Genomic DNA, 16799 nt, shown 5'->3' with positions numbered 1-16799 from the left:
GCTACATCACCCGCTTGAACATTTTTTCCAGCTCATAGGTGGAGAAGCTGACGACAATGGGCCGGCCGTGCGGGCAGGTGTATGGGTTACGGCATGCCGCGAGCCGGTCGAGCAACGCCTCCATCTCGGCTGTACGCAACGCCTGATTGGCTTTGATCGAGGCTTTGCAGGAGCAAAGAATCGCTGATTTCTCGCGCAGCTTGGCGATCTCGACGCTTTTTTTCTCGCTGAGCAGCCATTCGCACATCTCTTCGACAATCGCTTGCTCTTCCCCCGCCGGGAACCAATGCGGGTGCGCGCGGACGATAAACGTGCTGCCGCCAAACGCTTCCATGTATACGCCGGCCTGTTCCAGCAGCACCAGCTTGTCAAGGATCACCGCCGCTTCCGACGGCGTAAATTCCAGGGTAATCGGCACGAGCAGCTCTTGGCTGGCTTCGGCCGGATTGCCGAATTTTTCGTAATAATATTCATAATGAATCCGTTCGTGCGCGGCGTGCTGATCGATCAGATACAAGCCCGCGTCGTTTTGCGCGACGATGTAGGTGCCGTGCATCTGGCCGATCGGATCCAGCTGCGGAAAAGCCGGCAGCTTCGGCGCACCGCCGGCCTCGGGCAGCGCGTCGAGAAAAGCTTCATTCGCTTTTCTCGACGCCTGCGACGGCGTGCCGCCGTACGCCGGTTGGCGCTGGGGCTGCTTCCCGGTGGAAGCGCCCGCGCCGCCCGGCGCGGCTTTGGCCGCGTAGGCCGCATCGCCCTGCGGGCGATACGACGGCGCGGCCTCGCGGATGCGCGGGCCGCTTGGCAGGCCCGCGGCGAGCGGCGCTTCGCCCGGCTCCGGCGGCGCATCGGCGTCGCCGGGCAGCGGAGCGGCTGCGCCGTCAGCCTCGGCAGCCGCTGCGAAAGCGGCGTTCGGGCGCGCGCCCAGCGGGCCGCCTGCAGCGGCTGCGTCTGAGCGCTCCCGCCCGGCGGCTCCGCCGTGCTCGTCGGGCGCGCCGTTGCCGCTTTCGCCTGCGGCCCCGTAAGCGGCTGCGCTCGCAGCGCCGCCCAGCGGGCCGCCTGCGCCCGCCAAAGCCTCGCCGGCGCGCAAGCCGCTGCCTGCCGGACCGCCTGCGCCCACCGCACGATCCGCTTCCGCAGCGCTGCCCGCAGCCAGCTCCGGCGCAGCATCGGCAACGCGCGTCAGCTCCAGCTGCTCCTGCACGTAAGCGCCCTTTGCGGCGCCTGGCTTGCCTTGCGGAATCAGCACCTGGCGGCCGAGCGCGCGCTTGATTTCCGCTTCAATCAGCGCAGTCAGCTCCGCTTCCTTGCTGAAGCGCACCTCCAGCTTCGCCGGATGGACGTTCACGTCGACAAGCGACGGGTCCATCGCAATGTGCAGCACCGCAACCGGGAAGCGATTGATCGGCAGCAGCGTATGGTAGCCTTGCAGGATCGCTTGATTTAATGCAAAATTGCGCACATACCGGCCATTGACGACAGTCGACATGCCGGCGCGATTGGCGCGCGTCATTTCCGGCTTGGCAATAAAGCCCGTCATCGTATAATCGAGGCTTTCGGCAGCGACCGGAACCATCATTTTACCCGTGGCCGTGCCGTAAATCGCAGCAATGACCTGCAGCAAATCGCCGTTGCCCAACGTCTGCAGCAGCAGATTGCCGTTATGCTTGAGCGAAAAGGCGATACCCGGATGCGCCAGCGCAAGCCGGTATAAATAATCCGAGATATGGCCCAGCTCGGTTTGAATCGTCTTCATATACTTTAACCGGGCCGGCGTATTGTAAAACAGGTCGCGGACAATAACTTCCGTACCGCGCCGCGTTGCCGTCTCTTCCGCGGATTTCAAAGCGCCGCCTTCAATGACGATACGCCGCCCCAAACCGCTGTCGGATGCGCTTGTGACACATTCCAGCCGGGAAACGGAGGCGATGCTCGGCAGCGCCTCGCCGCGAAAGCCAAGCGTACGGATCGCAAACAAATCCTTGCTGGTCGCGATTTTGCTCGTCGCATGCCGCTGGAACGCCAGCTCGCAATCCTCGGTCTCCATACCCGAGCCGTTATCGGCCACGCGAATCAGCTGCAGGCCGCCCTCTTCGACCGCGATGTCGATCCGGGCGCTGCCGGCGTCCACGGCGTTTTCAACAAGCTCCTTCACGACGGAAGATGGCCGCTCCACCACCTCGCCCGCAGCGATCTGGTTGGCGATATGCTCGCTCAGCAGCTGAATTTTGCCCATACGTTATTTCCCCTTTACCGCTTGAATCGTCACTTGATCGGCGTTGTCCGAGACGTGCAGCTGCGGATACAGCCCGGCCAAATAAGCCAGGTTGATATAGCTGCCGCCGCCTTCAAGAATCAGCTTGTCCGCATCGGCAGACGAAATCGTCCGCACAACGTCTCCGTCCTTCAGCTCAACGGCGCGCTGCGCCTCGTTCCAGCTTACCGGGCTGCCGACAAGCGCCGCCAGAGCGCGAGTAGGGGCATAGACGGCTCCATCGCGGCGCAGCAGTCTCATAGAGTCAGACACGTCCACACCGTTTATCGTCACCCGATGCTTGGAAATGACGACGGAAAGATCGTCGACGCCCGCATCGTGCAGCGCCGTAATCAGCTGGGCTGCGCCTCCGTCAATAACCTGATCCGGCGTGATGCCGACCTTGTTCACCTTGTGCAGCTTGGGCGTCAAATATTCCTCAATCGTCACCTTGAGCGCGCCGCCGTCGTTCAGCTCATAAATCTGCTGCACGCTGCCCTTGCCGTAGCTGCGCATGCCGATTACCTCGGCTACGCCGTAATCCTGAAGAGCCCCGGACAACACCTCGGAGGCGCTGGCGCTGTTCTGATTGACCAGCACGTACACCGGCACGCCAAGCGAATGTCCGTTTGTGATCGCAACCGGATCGTCAACGCCGTTGCGGTCCTTCGTATGAATCAGCGTACCCGACGGCACGAACTGCTTGGCGATGCCAAGCGCCGTTTGCAGCAGGCCGCCCGGATTGTTGCGCAAATCGATAATCAGCGAGGTCAGCCCCTGAGCTTGCAAATCCCCCAACGCCGCGGCAAAATCCTCATCCGCATCGCTGGAAAAATCGCTGACCGCGATATAACCGACGCCGTTGCCGAAGCTTTTGCTCGTTACTTCCGATACGTTAAACGGCTTGCGGGTTACGTCCAGGTCCAGCTTCTGGTTGCCGCGCTGCACCGTGATGGTCACATGCGTGCCTTCATCGCCGAGAATCCGGTCGCGCGCCGAGTCCAGCGAGGTCGGATCTACCGGCGTCCCGTCGACGGCAACAATATAGTCATCGGCTTTGACACCGGCTGCTTCCGCAGCCGAGCCGGAAAACACCTCATCGATATACAGGCCCGTTTCATCCATCGCCAGACGGGCGCCCATGCCGACAAAGTCGTTTTCGAGCGAGCTTTGGAAAGCGCTCAAATCATTTTTGCTAAAATACATCGTATAGGGATCGTTCAGGCTTTTGATCATTTCCGCAATCGTCTTGCCCTTTAAGGCATCGGCTGTGACGCCGCTGACGTGCAGCGTGCCGATCAGCTCGCGAACCTGCGCCGTCGTTTCATCTTCCTGCACAGCGGCAGAAGCAGCCGTCAGAGGGGCAACAGCCAGCAGCGCGGAGACAAGCCCGAGCGTCACTTTCATTGTTGAAGCCATCTTCATTTTCATCGGTGTGGGGCCTCCTTGAATGGTTTCACTTGACAGAAACCGGATCACAAACCGCAGCCAGGAACGCTTGTGGTCCTGATCGCGGCTTCACAGCCGGCCTTAACCTTGCAGCTTTTGCTTGAGCTCATAGATCAGATTCAAGGCTGCTAGCGGCGTCATATTGATCAAATCCGCGCTTTTGAGCTGTTCGAGCACTTGCAGCTGCTTGCCTTCCGGCTTTCGCTTGCTTTTGTCGCCCTGCTGCTCGTCGGCAAACAGCGACAGTTGGACAAAGCCGCTTGCCTCGGCGGCGTCCCTAGCGCCGGAAGCGTCCGCAGGCGCCGGAGAAGCTAACTCAGCGCCAGCCGTAGCCGAGTGCAGCTTGGCAAAATCGGCTTCTGCTTCTGGCCCAGCCGTGGCAACGGGCGCGACCGGCGATGCCGGCGTTTGCCCCGCACCGCGCTCCAGCACCAGCGGCTGCGTACCCGCAGCGGACGCCGCCAGCACGCGTTCTGGCAGCGACGGCTCGCGCTGCGGCCTGCTTGCGCCCGCCGGCGAAGCATTCGCAAGCGCATCAGTCGCAGTTGGCGGCTCACTGTTCGCGCTTCCTGCGTCTGTCCTGCGCGCACCCGCGCTGGCCGTTTGAGCTAGCGCTGCAGCGCCGCCGTGCTCCTCCGGCCGATCTGCCGGACGGGCGTCAAAGCTGTGCAGCAGCTCGTACGAGCGCTGAATGATTGAGTCCGGCAAGCCGGCGATTTCCGCGCAATAGATGCCGTAGCTCGTGCTGGCCGCTCCGCGGATCAGCTTGCGCAGAAACGTAACCTGATTGCCGCTCTCTTTGACGGCCATGCAATGATTGCGCAGATGCGCAAGACTTTCCTCCAGATGCGCCAGCTCGTGAAAATGCGTCGATACGAGCGTCTTGCAGCCGACGCGGTCGTGCAAATATTCAATGACGGCCTGCGCAATCGCCATGCCCTCGCCCGTCGAGGTGCCGCGGCCGAGCTCGTCGATGATGACGAGACTGCGCGGAGTCGCTTTTTCCGTCATGATTTGTATGTCCATCATCTCGACCATAAACGTGCTTTGCCCGCCGATCAAATCGTCGGCAGCGCCGATGCGCGTGAACACGCGGTCGATAATCGGGATGCGGGCCGCACGCGCCGGCACGAAGCAGCCGATTTGCGCCATCAGGCAAATGACGGCCACCTGGCGCATGTACGTGCTTTTGCCCGCCATGTTCGGACCTGTGATCAGCAAAATCCGCCCGTCCTCGCGCTCCAGCCGCGTATCGTTAGCGATGAACGAACCGCCCTCCAGCACCGCCTCAACGACCGGATGCCGTCCTTCCTCAATCCGCAGCTCATAGCCCTCTCCAACCTCCGGCTTGCGAAAATGGCTCGCTGCGCTCACCGCGGCCAGCGATTGGTAGACGTCGGCGGTGGCGATAATTTCGGCGAGCTTTTGCAGACGCGAAATATGGCCGGAGATCCGCTCGCGCAGCTCGGTGAACAGCTCGTATTCCAAGTCGATCATTTTGTCCTGCGCCTCAAGAATGAGCGCTTCCTTCTCCTTCAGCTCCGGCGTAACGTAACGCTCGGCGTTGGCCAGCGTCTGTTTGCGCTCGTAGCGGCCTTCGGGCAGCGCGCCCATATTCGCCTTGGTCACCTCGATAAAATAGCCGAACACCTTGTTATAGCCGATTTTCAGCGACTTGATTCCGGTCGCCTCGCGTTCCTTGCGCTCCAGCTCGGCAATCCATACCTTGCCGCTTGTGCTCGCTTCGCGCAGCTGATCAAGATAGGCGTGGTAGCCCGGACGGATCATGCCGCCATCGCGTATCGATACCGGAGGCTCGTCCACGATGGCCGCTTCGATCCAGCCCATCACATCCTCGCAGCCGTCCATCTGGGCCACGAGCTTCTTGAGTGTCGCCGAACCGGACGACGCGCACGCCTCGCGCAGCAGCGGAACCTGCCTAAGCGACGCCATCAGCGCGACCATATCGCGGGCGTTTGCGTTGCCGTAGGAAATGCGCGCGACCAGCCTCTCCAGATCGTACACCTCGCGCAGCGCCAGCTTGAGATCCTCGCGAACGATCAGCTGATTGACCAGCAGCTCGACGGCTTCCAGCCGCTCGCCGATGCGCGCCGCGCTCATCAGCGGTTTTTCGATCCAGCGGCGCAAAAGACGCGCGCCCATAGCCGTCACGGTGCGGTCGAGCAGCCAGAGCAGCGAGCCCTTTTTGGCCCGCTCTCGCACGGTTTCAACCAGCTCCAGATTACGCCGGGTAAAAGGGTCCATCGTCATATACATTTCCGGCTCGTAAACGCGAATTTGCTTGACGTGGGTCAACGCCCGCTTCTGCGTCTCGCGCAAATAGCCGAGCAGCAGCGCCACGCCGCGGCGGCTGACACCGGAAAGCTCCGGCAGCGCCGGATCGCCGGCAAAGTGTGCCTCCAGCAGCTCCTCGTCGGCTGCCGACCACGGTGTCAGCACCGCAGTACGGCTCCAGCCCGCCGTGCGCGCCCCAATCGCCTCCAGCAGCTCGGCCGAGCCAATGACCTCCGACGGCATGTACACGTTCATTTCGTCGACAACCAGCTCCAGAGAATCGCCCAGCCCGGTCGTGTACAGCTCGCCTGTTGAAATATCGCAGGCTGTAAAGGCATAAGCTCCGCTCTCGTAATTCAAGGATACGATATAATTGTTGCTCGTCTCGCCCAGCAGCTTGCTATCCATCACCGTTCCGGGGGTCACAATGCGCACGATTTCCCGGCGCACGACGCCTTTCGCTTCGGCGGGGTCCTCAACCTGCTCGCATAAAGCGACTTTATAGCCCTTCTCGATCAGACGGGCAATGTAATTCTCCGCCGAGTGGTGCGGCACGCCGCACATCGGAATGCGCTCCTCCGCGCCGCCCTCGCGGCCGGTGAGCGTAATTTCCAGCTCGCGCGAAGCGTTAATCGCATCTTCGAAAAACATTTCATAGAAATCGCCGAGGCGAAAAAACAAAAAAGCGTCAGGCACCTGCGCCTTGACGGCCAGGTACTGCTGCATCATCGGGGTATATTGCGCCATGATTCTCCTCCGTCAACCTGTGGAGCTTGCGCCGCGGCAGCGCTTTCCGGCCTGCTGCCGGATCGGTCCGCCGCCGCGGGCCTGCTCGCAAAAACTTCTCTCTCATTATAGCACGAATTGCGGGGCGCACGCTTCTTTCGTCTGATAGGGTGCTATTTTCCAAGCAGGCCGAATATCGGCGCTCTCGTCCCAGGCCGCAAGCGCCAGCATGCGCCGCTTGAGCGGGGCCAGCGCCGCCGCGTGCAGCTCGTAGGCGTCAAGCAACGCCAGCTCGCTCCACAGCGCATCGACAGTGCCAAGCAGCGCCTGCTTGTCGCCGGCGTAATACGCCCGCTGCACAGATGCTTGCTGCAGCGGGAACACGGACAAGCGCGCGTAGTTGTCGGCGATCAGCGAAGCGAGCGTCAGCACGCCGCGCGCGATGGCCGGCGACGCCAGCCAGCTGGGCGGCGTCCGGTATTCGAAGCCGCCGTGGGACTGGCGGCGAAAGTCGCCGAGGAAGCCGTAGCGCGGACGCCGTCCGCGTGCCCCGGCGCCCTCGAGCAAGAGCAGCGGGAGCGCGAGATAATTGTCGAGCGCCCGCAAAAGATGCACATTCAGCTGGACGCGGCTGAAATGGATGTGGCCGCCGAGGGCGAAGCCCTTGAGCGGCATGCCGCCCGACAGCCAGGCGAGGCTGTCGTCGGGAATGGCGCGAGCGGCCAGCTGCATCGTGCGATGCAGATTGCCCGTCAGCTCGCGTGGATCGTCGCTCGGCCGCGGGCGCAGCTCGGCGAGCGGCAGAAGGATGCGATGCCCGCTTTGCACGACGGCATCGCAGCCAACGGCGCCCTCACGGGCGAAAAACCGATCCGCGGAGACGACCTTGCCCTGCGGATTCAGCAGCAGGAACTCAGGGTCGCAGCCGAGCATCGCCCGCTCCGTGCGCCGGCGCTCGCGCCGGACAGCCGCGGCATACGCCGCCAGCGCCTCGGCGTAGAGGCCGAGCAGGCGCTCGCCAAGCCGCCGGGGCTGCGCCTCGACATCGAGCACCAGCGTGTGGCCTTCGGCCAGCACGCCAAGGGTGACGATGCCGTAGTCCAGCCCGAGCGCGTAGAGCGCCTTGACGGCCTCGCGCGCGGCGCGGCGCGCATGAAAGGTCGCCCGTTCCAAGGCGACCTCGCGGTACGCGGCCGCTTCCGCGCCGGCCGGCCGCCGCGCGGCGGCGAGCAGCACGGGCTCCGCCCGCTCGAAGACGGCCAGCGTCTGCAAATGAAATACGGCTACCTTGTATTTATACGGGTACGACGCCGGCCGGCCTGCGGCATGCGAGCGGGCTGTTTTCAGCCCGTGCAGCGCCAGCAGCGGCTCCCGCTGCCCCCGGTCGGCGGCCAGCCGCACCGCCGACGCCGGCTGCAGCGTCCAAACGGTCTCGGTCGCCGGGGCCGCCGCGCCGCGGCCGCTCCCGCCGACGCTGATCGTCGGCTGCGCAGAGCTCGCCGCAGCCGCTGCTGCAGCCGCTCCCGCAGCCGCAATCGCTGTCGCGCCCGTATCCGCGGCGAATGCGCCGCCCTGCGACCGGCTCGCTTCGCCCAGTCCGGCGGCTCCGGCCGCTTGCGCTCTGCGGCGCTCGTCGGCGCCGCCTGCCTGCCCGGCTGCGCCCCAGCGCACGACGGCGTAGCCGCGCCAGTCCGGCGGCAGCGCAGCACCGTGCGCCACGCCGCTGCGCCGGCCCAGCTCCAGCGCCTCGGCTTCACCGCCATGCAGCAAAAATACGCTCATCGTTGTTCCCTCCCACTTCGCCCAAATCTGCGTATATAAACAAAAAAGAGGGCGATTGCCCTCTGCCGACCGATCGGCTTTTGCATAAACTTAAAGTATCGAAAACGAAACCGCGGTCCATCACGAAGCGATGGGTCAATCGAGTTCATCTTCCAGCAGCTCGGCGTCGAGATCCTCGAAATCTCCGTCCGCGCTGTCGTCGAAGTCGACATGCTTGTCGTCAAAGTCGTTGCAGCCGTTGCGGCATACGACGACGCACACCTTCGTTTCTGCGATCATCTCGACCTGAAACTCACGCTCGACACGAATCACGACGCTATCGCCGCTTGCGGAGACGCTTGCTTCCACACAATTGGGCTCCTGCGTGGCGATGGCGGCTACTTCGGCCGTAGCCGACTTATGTTTTTTGTCCAGATAGCTGAGCGGAACGAGTTCTACATACGATACCGTTTCTTTGGCCACATCCGTTTTGGTATTGCGGTCATACGAATACCAGATGTTGATGTCATAAGTACCCACCACCTCTACGCCTTCGCCTGCATGCACCGCTTCAAACTGGTTGTTGATGATCCAGGCGCCCAGTATGCTGGTCGGAGCAAAAGGCGGCGTGACGTTGTGACTCACGTGCGTAAATTTACGACCTTTGCCGCAGACAGCCTTCGTAATGATCTCTCTGCACTGCAAATCTTTATCTATTGACATCCTTTCAACCTCCTCCATACAATCATTCATTACAAGTGTATGCAGGACATTCGTCTAGGGTGACAACTTTCTCAGATTTATTTGCGTCTGCTGGCTCGATGAACGTTAGCCTGCTTCGGGACGTTGCTTCTTTTGCTTTTTGGCGACGGACAAATACATTTGCAGCTCGCGGGTCAGTTGGAGCAGCGCCGAACGGACCTCGAATTCAGCCCGCGTGGCGGGCAGCGCCATCTCCCTGTAACGCAGCTCCAGCTCGCGCAGCCGCTGCTCGGCCCGGCCGCTGTAGTACTCCTGACGCACATCCTCGCTCAGATCCTCCAGTACCTCGGCGACCGATTCGCCCTGCGGCAACGTTTCGTACACCTGGGCAATCAGCGCAGCCATCCGGTGAATCGACTCCAGCTGTTCGCCTCTCATATAAAAATAGACCCGCCAATAGGGATCGCCGCCGAAAAACAGCGTGTTATCCATAGACCGCTTCGCCAGCTCCGCCCCCCGTTCGATTGCGCTGCCGGCCTCCAACAGCTCGCGGCCGTCCCAAATGCTTGAATTGTCGCGCAAATGATCGGCGATCCGGAAAAAAATTTCGGAAAAATGGTGCTCGACTTGCTCCTTCAGCGCCACCAGCTTGCGGTCGGGTTTGGGCATATAGGCAATATTGATCAGCGTCGCCGTGCCAAGACCGACCAAGAGCAGCGCCACCTCGTTGCCGATCGCGGTGAGGCCTACGGTCTGGCCGACGAATAGATGGAACATGACGACCGAGCCGGTCACAGCCCCTTCGCTGATGCCAAGCCTGTAGAGCAGCGGATAGACGAGCGCGATGAACAGCCCGATCACCCACACGTGGTAGCCGAATACGCCGAAAAGCAGCCAGCCGAACGCCAGCCCGATCAGGGAAGCGGCAATGCGGAACAAGGCGCTGCGCACGCCCTTTTTCTTCGTGACCTCGATGCCGAGAATCGCCAGCAAGCCGGCCGATGCCGGTGAATGCAGCCCAAGCCAAATGGCGAGATAAATGGATATGACGACCGCAAGCGCGGTTTTCAGCACGCGAAAGCCCATAGCGACAACCCCTCTTTTGACTTACAGGATGCAATCTATGGGCTCATTATTTCATGTTCGCGTCGTGGTGGCAAGCTCTGCCAGCGCCGCTTTGCTAACCTGCACGCGCTGCTTGGCCCGCTTCTTCCGACAAGCCGTTCGCGGCGCTGTCTGACGGCCGCCATACAGCCGGCACCGCGCTCCGGGAGTCGCGCCTGGAGCGGGAAGCCGCTGAGACTGCCCATTTCTTGCCAGGTGTGCGCAGACGTGCAGGAGGGCGTGTTCAGCGCCGCCGCGTCAACTTCGCTTCCATATATACAACGGCTTGATACATCAGCGTGGCTACGACGGCAATGACGATCAGCGTGCTGAGCACGAGCGTAAAGTTGAACACCTGAAAGCCGTATACAATCAGATAGCCGAGACCGAGCTTGGAGACGAGAAACTCGCCGACAATGACGCCGACCCACGCCAGCCCGACATTGACCTTCAGCGTAGCGACAATGGCCGGGAATGAAGCGGGCAGAATCACCTTGCGAAAAATCTGGCTCCGGCTGCCGCCGAACATCCGCACGACCTTGACGTAATTGGCGTCGACTTCCTTGAACGCGCCGAACACAACCAGCGTCGTGATGATCACGGTAATTGACAGCGTTGTGGCGATAATCGACAGAAGTCCAGGTCCGAGACTGACAATGAACAAAGGCCCCAGTGCCACCTTGGGCATGCTGTTGAGCACGACGATATACGGATCCAGCACGCGCGACAGAAACGGCGACCACCAGATCAGCACAGCGAGCGCCGTGCCAAGCAGCGTACCGAGCGCAAAGCCGGCCACCGTCTCCAGCACCGTCGCGCCGATGTGCGGCAGCAGCGAACCGTCGAGCAGCTTCGTCCCGATCAGGGCGAAAATTTTGCTCGGGTAGCTGAACAGCAGCACGTCAATCCAGCGCAGCCGGCCAGCCGTCTCCCATAGCGCAAAGCCGGCCAGCAGAATTGCCAGCTGCGTCAAGCGCACCTGCCGCGTTTCGCGGCGACGCTGGCGGCGATGCTCGGCGCGGACGCGCTCGCGCAGCTCGCCGGTCGGATCGTTAGCCGGCATGGGCATCGCCTCCCTTGCGCTGCATCGCTTCGAATTCCTGCCACAGCTCGCGCACGAGCGGGTGGAATTCGGCGGTCTCGCGCGCCGCCAGCGGCCCGGCCTCGCGGACCGCGCGCGGCACGGCGAATTCGCGGCGCAGCCGGCCCGGGCCCGGCTCCAGCACGAGGATGCGGTCGCTCATCGCGGCCGCTTCGGCGATATCGTGCGTCACCAGCAGGGCCGTCTTGCCCGTCGCCTGCAGTGTGGCGACGATCAGCTCTTCGAGCTGCAGCTTCGTCTGATAGTCGAGCGCCGAGAATGGCTCATCAAGCAGCAGCAGCTCGGGGTCGGTCGCCAGCGTGCGCACAAGGGCGACGCGCTGGCGCATCCCGCCGGACAGCTGCGGCGGGTAGTAGCGGGCGTAGCGGACCAGCCCCATCTCATCGAGCAGGTGCCACACGTACGCCTCGCTTTGCGGACTGCGGCGGCCGCTGACCTCCAGCCCGATCACGGCATTGTCCCAGATCGTCCGCCACGGGAACAAATAATCGGTCTGGAGCATGTAGCCGACGCGCGGCGAAGGTCCGCGCACCGGCTCGCCGGCTACGGCCACCGTGCCTGCCGTCGGCGCCAGCAAGCCGGCAACCATCGATAGCAGCGTCGTCTTGCCGCAGCCGCTCGGGCCGATCAGGCTGACGAACTCGCCCGGCTGCACGGCAAAGCCGACGCGCTCCAGCGCGGTATGCGCCGAAGCTTCCGTTACATAGATATGCGTGACATAATCGACCTCCACAGCAGCGCTCATCTGCATCCCCTCCTCCTGGCTCAAGCGGCGCGGCTTACTTGTCGCCGGCGAGCGCCTTCCGGGCGAAGCTGTTGTCGACCAGCACCGACCAGGCAGCCGGCTGCTTCAGCTCGCCCGCTTGCGTCATCACATCGAGCAGATTGTTCCATTCCGCTTCGTCAACGATCGGATCGGCGGCATAGGAGCTCTGCTCCTTGTAGCGCTTGACGACGCTTTGGATGATACCCGCATCCGTGTCGGCGAAATACGGCTGCACCGCGGCCGCGATATCTTCGACGCGATGCTCGCCGACCCAGCGCTGGGCGCGATGGATAGCGTTCGTGAATTTTTGCACCGTGTCGGGATTGCGGTTGATGTAGCTTTTTTTGCTCATAAATACGGTATACGGCAAGTGCCCGCTTTCCACACCAAACGACGCCAGCACAAAGCCTTTGCCTTCCTTCTCGAAGATCGACGCCTGCGGCTCGAACAGCTGCACGTAGTCGCCAGTCCCGGACGAAAACGCTGAAGCGATGTTGGCGAAATCGATGTTCTGAATCAGCTTGAGGTCGGCTGCCGGATCGATGCCATGTTTCCTGAGCGTAAATTCGCCGGCCATTTGCGGCATGCCGCCCTTGCGTTGGCCGAGAAACGTCGTCCCCTTGAGCGTAGGCCAGTCGAAGCCCGGATCGGGCTTGCGGCCCACAAGGAAGGTGCCGTCGGTTTGCGTCAATTGGGCAAAATTGATCACCGGATCGTCCGCTCCCTGCTGGTAGACGTAAATCGACGTTTCCGAGCCGACCAGCGCCACGTCGATGCTGCCGGAGAGCAGCGCCGTCATCGTTTTATCGCCGCCCGGCGTCGTCGTCAGCTCCACATCCAGCCCCTCATCGGCAAAAAAGCCCTGCGACAGCGCCACATACTGCGGCGCGTAAAACAGTGAGCGCGTCACTTCGCCAATCCGCACCCGCGTCTTGTCTCCGCCCCCGGAGCAAGCGGGCAGCAGCGCAGCGAGCAGCAGCAGCGCCGTCAAAAGCAGCGCTGTTCGGACAGTGCTTCGTTTCATACGTATCCCTCCTATCCGCGATTGTGTTCGCGATAGGCCATTATATGCAGGAGCCCAGAGGACGGTTAACGCAGCCGGCCAGCCGGGCGGCACGCGTGTACGCCGGGACTTTGTTGCGGCCTGCCGACTGCTGCTGTTGCTTCAGCGACTGCGGCTTTCTTTTAAAAGCCTCCCGGACAAGCTTCCCGAAATAAGCTTCTCAGGCAAAAAAAAGCAAAACGGCCCTCACCGGAGGACCGTCTTGCTGGTCAGGGCCGCTACAGCTTGTAGACGGCTTCATATTTGCTGCGCAGATAATCGACGAGATAGGCCGGATTCAGCTCTTCGCCTGTCGCTTCGAGTACGATTTCGCCCGGCGTCAGCAGCTTGCCGTGCCGGTATACCTTCTCCGTCAGCCATTCCTTGATTGGCGCCAGCTCGCCGCGGGCGACCAGCGCATCCAGCTCCGGCAGCTGCTTGCGCAGCGTATGGGCGATTTGCGCCGCATACATATTGCCCAGCGCGTAGGACGGGAAGTAACCGAACGCGCCGCTGGACCAATGAACGTCCTGCAGCACGCCTTCGCTGTCCGTCTGCGGCTCAACGCCCAGATATTCCTTGTATTTGGCGTTCCACGCCGCCGGCAGGTCGGCGGTTTCCAGCTCGCCGTTGATCAGCGCCTTCTCCAGCTCGTAGCGGATCATAATGTGCAGATTGTACGTCAGCTCGTCGGCTTCGACACGAATCAGCGACGGCTCGACGCGGTTGATCGCGCGGTAGAACGCATCGGCGTCAACGTCGTCCAGCTGGCCGGGGAACGCTGCCTGCAGGTCGCCAAAATAGCGGCTCCAGAACTGCGGGCTGCGGCCGATCACATTTTCCCAGAACCGCGATTGCGACTCGTGGATGCCCATCGACGTGCCTGTGCACAGGTTGGTGCCCTCCAGCTCTTTGGCGATATTCTGCTCATATAATGCGTGGCCGCCTTCGTGAATCGTGCCGAACAGCGCCGAGCCGACGTCCTGCGGCAAATAGCGGGTCGTAATCCGCACATCGCCACGGCTGAGCGCCGTAGCAAACGGATGGACCGTTTCGTCGAGCCGTCCGGCGTCAAAATCGTAATGCATTTGCTGCAAAATATACAGGCTGAACTGCTTTTGCTTCTCCTTGGCAAAATCCTGCTGGAGAAAGCCGTGTTCCGGCTGATCGGCAGCCGCCTGCAGCCGCTGCAGCAGCGGCACGACCTGCTCGCGCAAAGCGCCGAACACGGCGTCGAGCTTCTCGACCGTCATGCCCGGCTCGTACATATCGAGCAACGTGTTGTATTTGTTGCCTTCATAGCCCCACAGCTCGATAAATTCGCGCGTTGTGGCGATAATTTTCTCCAGATAAGGCTGAAAAGCCGCGTAATCGGATTGCGCGCGCGCTTCTTCCCAGGCCGCTTCGGCCTGCGAGGTTAACACGACATAAGCCTGATACTTGTCGGCGGGAATTTTTTTGCTGCGGTCGTAATCCTTTTTGCTTTCCTGAATCATCTTGCGTTCAATCGGCGTTAGCTTGGCCAGCTCCTCTGGCTGCGTGAACCAGTCGAGATACGCGCCCATCTCGTCGGAAACCGACATGCGGAAGGTTTCGGTCGACAGCTCGCCGACGACCTCCGAACGGGCTTCGATGCCCTTTTTGGGCGCTCCGGTGCGCATGTCCCAGTAGATGAGGGCAGCTGCTTCCTCATACATTTTCATTTTGCGAATAATCGCCTTATAGCCTTCCAGTCTGGTTTGGCTGTCGGTTTGCGTGTGATTCATATGTTGACCCCTTCCACAAATTTCTAGGCTCCAACCCTCATCATACCGCTTCGCCCGCCCTGGAAGCAACTTGCCGTGCGATGTGGTACACTGGTGTTGAAGGGGGGAATGGCGATGCAAATGACGTACAGTGCGGAGGCGGCCGAGCGGCTGCAGGCTGCGGCTGGCGGCAAGGGGCTGCTGCGGCTCGTCTTCGACAGCGAGGGCTGCGGCTGCGCCATGAACGGCGTGCCGACGCTGTGGCTGGTCGACCGGCCCGAACCGGGGGATCTGGAGGCGGAATCCGCGCCGCTTGCGCTCGTGTATCGGGGCAAGGACGAAATCTTTTTTGAAGACAAGCTGTTTATCGACTACCAAGACCGGAACAAATCTTATATACTGAAGAGTAGCGGTCAGATTTACAATGCGGGTATGAGCGTGGTCGACAAAAGAGAAAATCGCTAGAGAAGCGCCGGTCTGCGCACCACGGGGGATGTCTCCACGGTCACAAGCCGGGCGCGGAATTAGACGTCACGGGAGGGAATACCTTGTCATTAATTACAGAAATTCTGGATCACAATCAGCAGTTTGTCGAGACGGAGCAGTACAAGCAGTTTCTTACTACGAAATTTCCCGACAAGCGCATGGTCATTTTGACCTGCATGGATACGCGGCTTGTCGAGCTGTTGCCCAAAGCGATGAACCTGCGCAACGGCGACGCGAAGATTGTCAAAAACGCCGGCGCAATCGTCTCGCATCCATTCGGCAGCATTATGCGCAGCATCATCGTCGCGGTGTATGAGCTTGGCGCGCACGAGGTTGTCGTTGTCGGCCACCACGGCTGCGGCATGACGGGGCTCAACTCCGAGCAGGTGCTGACCAAAGCCAAGGACCGCGGCGTTTCCGGCGACGTGCTGGATACGCTCAGCCATTCGGGCATCGATCTGGAGGGCTGGCTGACCGGATTCAATCAAGTCCAGGAAGGCATTATCAAAAGCGTTAATATGATTCGCAATCATCCTTTACTTCCGAAAAATTTGCCGGTCCACGGTCTGATTATCGATCCGGAAACCGGCAAGCTTGATATGATTGAAGACGGCTACGCCCATCTGACCAGCGGCGAGTAACCCGCTTGTGCGGGAGGCCGCAGCCAGAGCTGACCGCGCGCGGCGTCGCGGCGAAGTCCCGCACCTGAACGACCCCCCAATTGTTAGACACCATCTAACGATTGGGGGGTCGTTTTTCATAGCAGAAAACCTGAAACCATAGCCGAAAATAGAGTCACAGCTAAGCTGGAACGTAGGTCAATCTGATCACCTTCTCGCCAATTCGCTCGCTTGCCACGAGGCGCAGCGGCGGCCGCGGACCGGCGAAGTACGGTTTACCGTGACCCAACACGACTGGATGGAGATAGAGTCGGTACTCATCAACCAGGCCCAGCTCCGTTAGACTATGCGCCAGCTGAGGCCCGGCAACTTCAATTTCTCCTTCATGCTGTGCCTTCAGCTCATGGATCGCCGCTGCCAAGTCGCCCTCGATCAGCGATGCATTCGGCCCGACGGACTTTAGCGTGCTCGACACTACCCACTTCGGCTTGCTCTGCCACGCCGCTGCGTAATCCCGTTGCGAGGCATCCCATTCCAAAAGGTCTGCGTCCCAATAACGCATGCTCTCGTACATGCGGCGCCCGTATAAGCAGCCAGCCAGACTGCTAATATCGTCGATGAAATGACGGAAAAGCACGGGGTCAGGCATAGATTCTGTGAAGTCGACAAACCCGTCCAGAGATTGGTTCAATGCAAATACGATCTTTCCCATACGGATAACTCTCCTCCTTAGTTTTCATGTACATT

The 16799-nt window shown here is 61.3% G+C and carries 13 protein-coding genes; 2 read left to right on the top strand and 11 right to left on the bottom strand.

Annotated elements, in window-relative coordinates; translation table 11 throughout:
• Position 1 precedes the first annotated feature (1 nt).
• From mutL to B5M42_RS00620, 10 genes are all read right to left on the bottom strand, one after another.
• Positions 2-2236 carry a DNA mismatch repair endonuclease MutL gene (gene mutL / locus B5M42_RS00665; protein WP_134750688.1) on the bottom strand — a complete coding sequence of 745 codons (2235 nt, stop codon included), beginning with the start codon at positions 2234-2236 and terminating at the stop codon, positions 2-4.
• 3 nt (positions 2237-2239) lie between these two features.
• Positions 2240-3685 carry a S41 family peptidase gene (locus B5M42_RS00660; protein ID WP_134750690.1) on the bottom strand — a complete coding sequence of 482 codons (1446 nt, stop codon included), beginning with the start codon at positions 3683-3685 and terminating at the stop codon, positions 2240-2242.
• 99 nt (positions 3686-3784) lie between these two features.
• Positions 3785-6745 (bottom strand): DNA mismatch repair protein MutS, encoded by a 2961-nt coding sequence (gene mutS, locus B5M42_RS00655; protein WP_134750692.1) that lies wholly within the window; start codon positions 6743-6745, stop codon positions 3785-3787.
• A gap of 105 nt (positions 6746-6850) precedes the next feature.
• Positions 6851-8506, bottom strand: coding sequence for a putative amidoligase domain-containing protein (locus B5M42_RS00650; protein WP_134750694.1), 1656 nt, complete (start codon positions 8504-8506; stop codon positions 6851-6853).
• A 135-nt stretch (positions 8507-8641) separates the two neighbouring features.
• Positions 8642-9208, bottom strand: a complete 567-nt coding sequence (locus B5M42_RS00645) for an outer spore coat protein CotE (protein WP_134750696.1) — start codon at positions 9206-9208, stop codon at positions 8642-8644.
• A gap of 105 nt (positions 9209-9313) precedes the next feature.
• A complete protein-coding gene (locus tag B5M42_RS00640) occupies positions 9314-10273 on the bottom strand; it encodes an aromatic acid exporter family protein (RefSeq protein WP_134750698.1) in 960 nt (319 codons plus the stop codon).
• A gap of 262 nt (positions 10274-10535) precedes the next feature.
• Complete coding sequence (locus tag B5M42_RS00635) at positions 10536-11354, bottom strand: ABC transporter permease (RefSeq protein WP_230632547.1); 819 nt, start codon at positions 11352-11354, stop codon at positions 10536-10538.
• A complete protein-coding gene (locus tag B5M42_RS00630; protein ID WP_134750702.1) occupies positions 11344-12138 on the bottom strand; it encodes an ABC transporter ATP-binding protein in 795 nt (264 codons plus the stop codon). The genes B5M42_RS00635 and B5M42_RS00630 overlap by 11 nt, the downstream gene beginning before the upstream one ends.
• A gap of 34 nt (positions 12139-12172) precedes the next feature.
• Positions 12173-13183 (bottom strand): ABC transporter substrate-binding protein, encoded by a 1011-nt coding sequence (locus tag B5M42_RS00625; RefSeq protein ID WP_134750704.1) that lies wholly within the window; start codon positions 13181-13183, stop codon positions 12173-12175.
• 257 nt (positions 13184-13440) lie between these two features.
• Positions 13441-14967 (bottom strand): carboxypeptidase M32, encoded by a 1527-nt coding sequence (locus tag B5M42_RS00620; RefSeq protein ID WP_134750706.1) that lies wholly within the window; start codon positions 14965-14967, stop codon positions 13441-13443.
• A 114-nt stretch (positions 14968-15081) separates the two neighbouring features.
• Between B5M42_RS00620 and B5M42_RS00615 the strand changes: the two genes are divergently transcribed.
• Together B5M42_RS00615 and B5M42_RS00610 are read left to right on the top strand one after the other, a co-directional pair.
• Entirely contained in the window at positions 15082-15411 is a 330-nt protein-coding gene (locus B5M42_RS00615; protein ID WP_230632545.1) for an iron-sulfur cluster biosynthesis family protein, read from the top strand.
• A gap of 83 nt (positions 15412-15494) precedes the next feature.
• Positions 15495-16073: a beta-class carbonic anhydrase gene (locus B5M42_RS00610; protein WP_134750710.1), complete on the top strand. Its 579-nt coding sequence runs from the start codon at positions 15495-15497 to the stop codon at positions 16071-16073.
• Positions 16074-16233: 160 nt separating this feature from the next.
• Here the strand turns inward: B5M42_RS00610 and B5M42_RS00605 are convergent, their stop codons facing one another.
• Positions 16234-16764, bottom strand: a complete 531-nt coding sequence (locus B5M42_RS00605) for a dihydrofolate reductase family protein (RefSeq protein ID WP_134750712.1) — start codon at positions 16762-16764, stop codon at positions 16234-16236.
• Positions 16765-16799: the final 35 nt, after the last annotated feature.

Source organism: Paenibacillus athensensis (assembly GCF_004514475.2).
In the GTDB taxonomy this organism is placed as follows: domain Bacteria; phylum Bacillota; class Bacilli; order Paenibacillales; family NBRC-103111; genus Paenibacillus_AL; species Paenibacillus_AL athensensis.
Note: the sequence above shows the minus strand (reverse complement) of the source record. Positions and strands in the feature narration are given on the sequence as shown.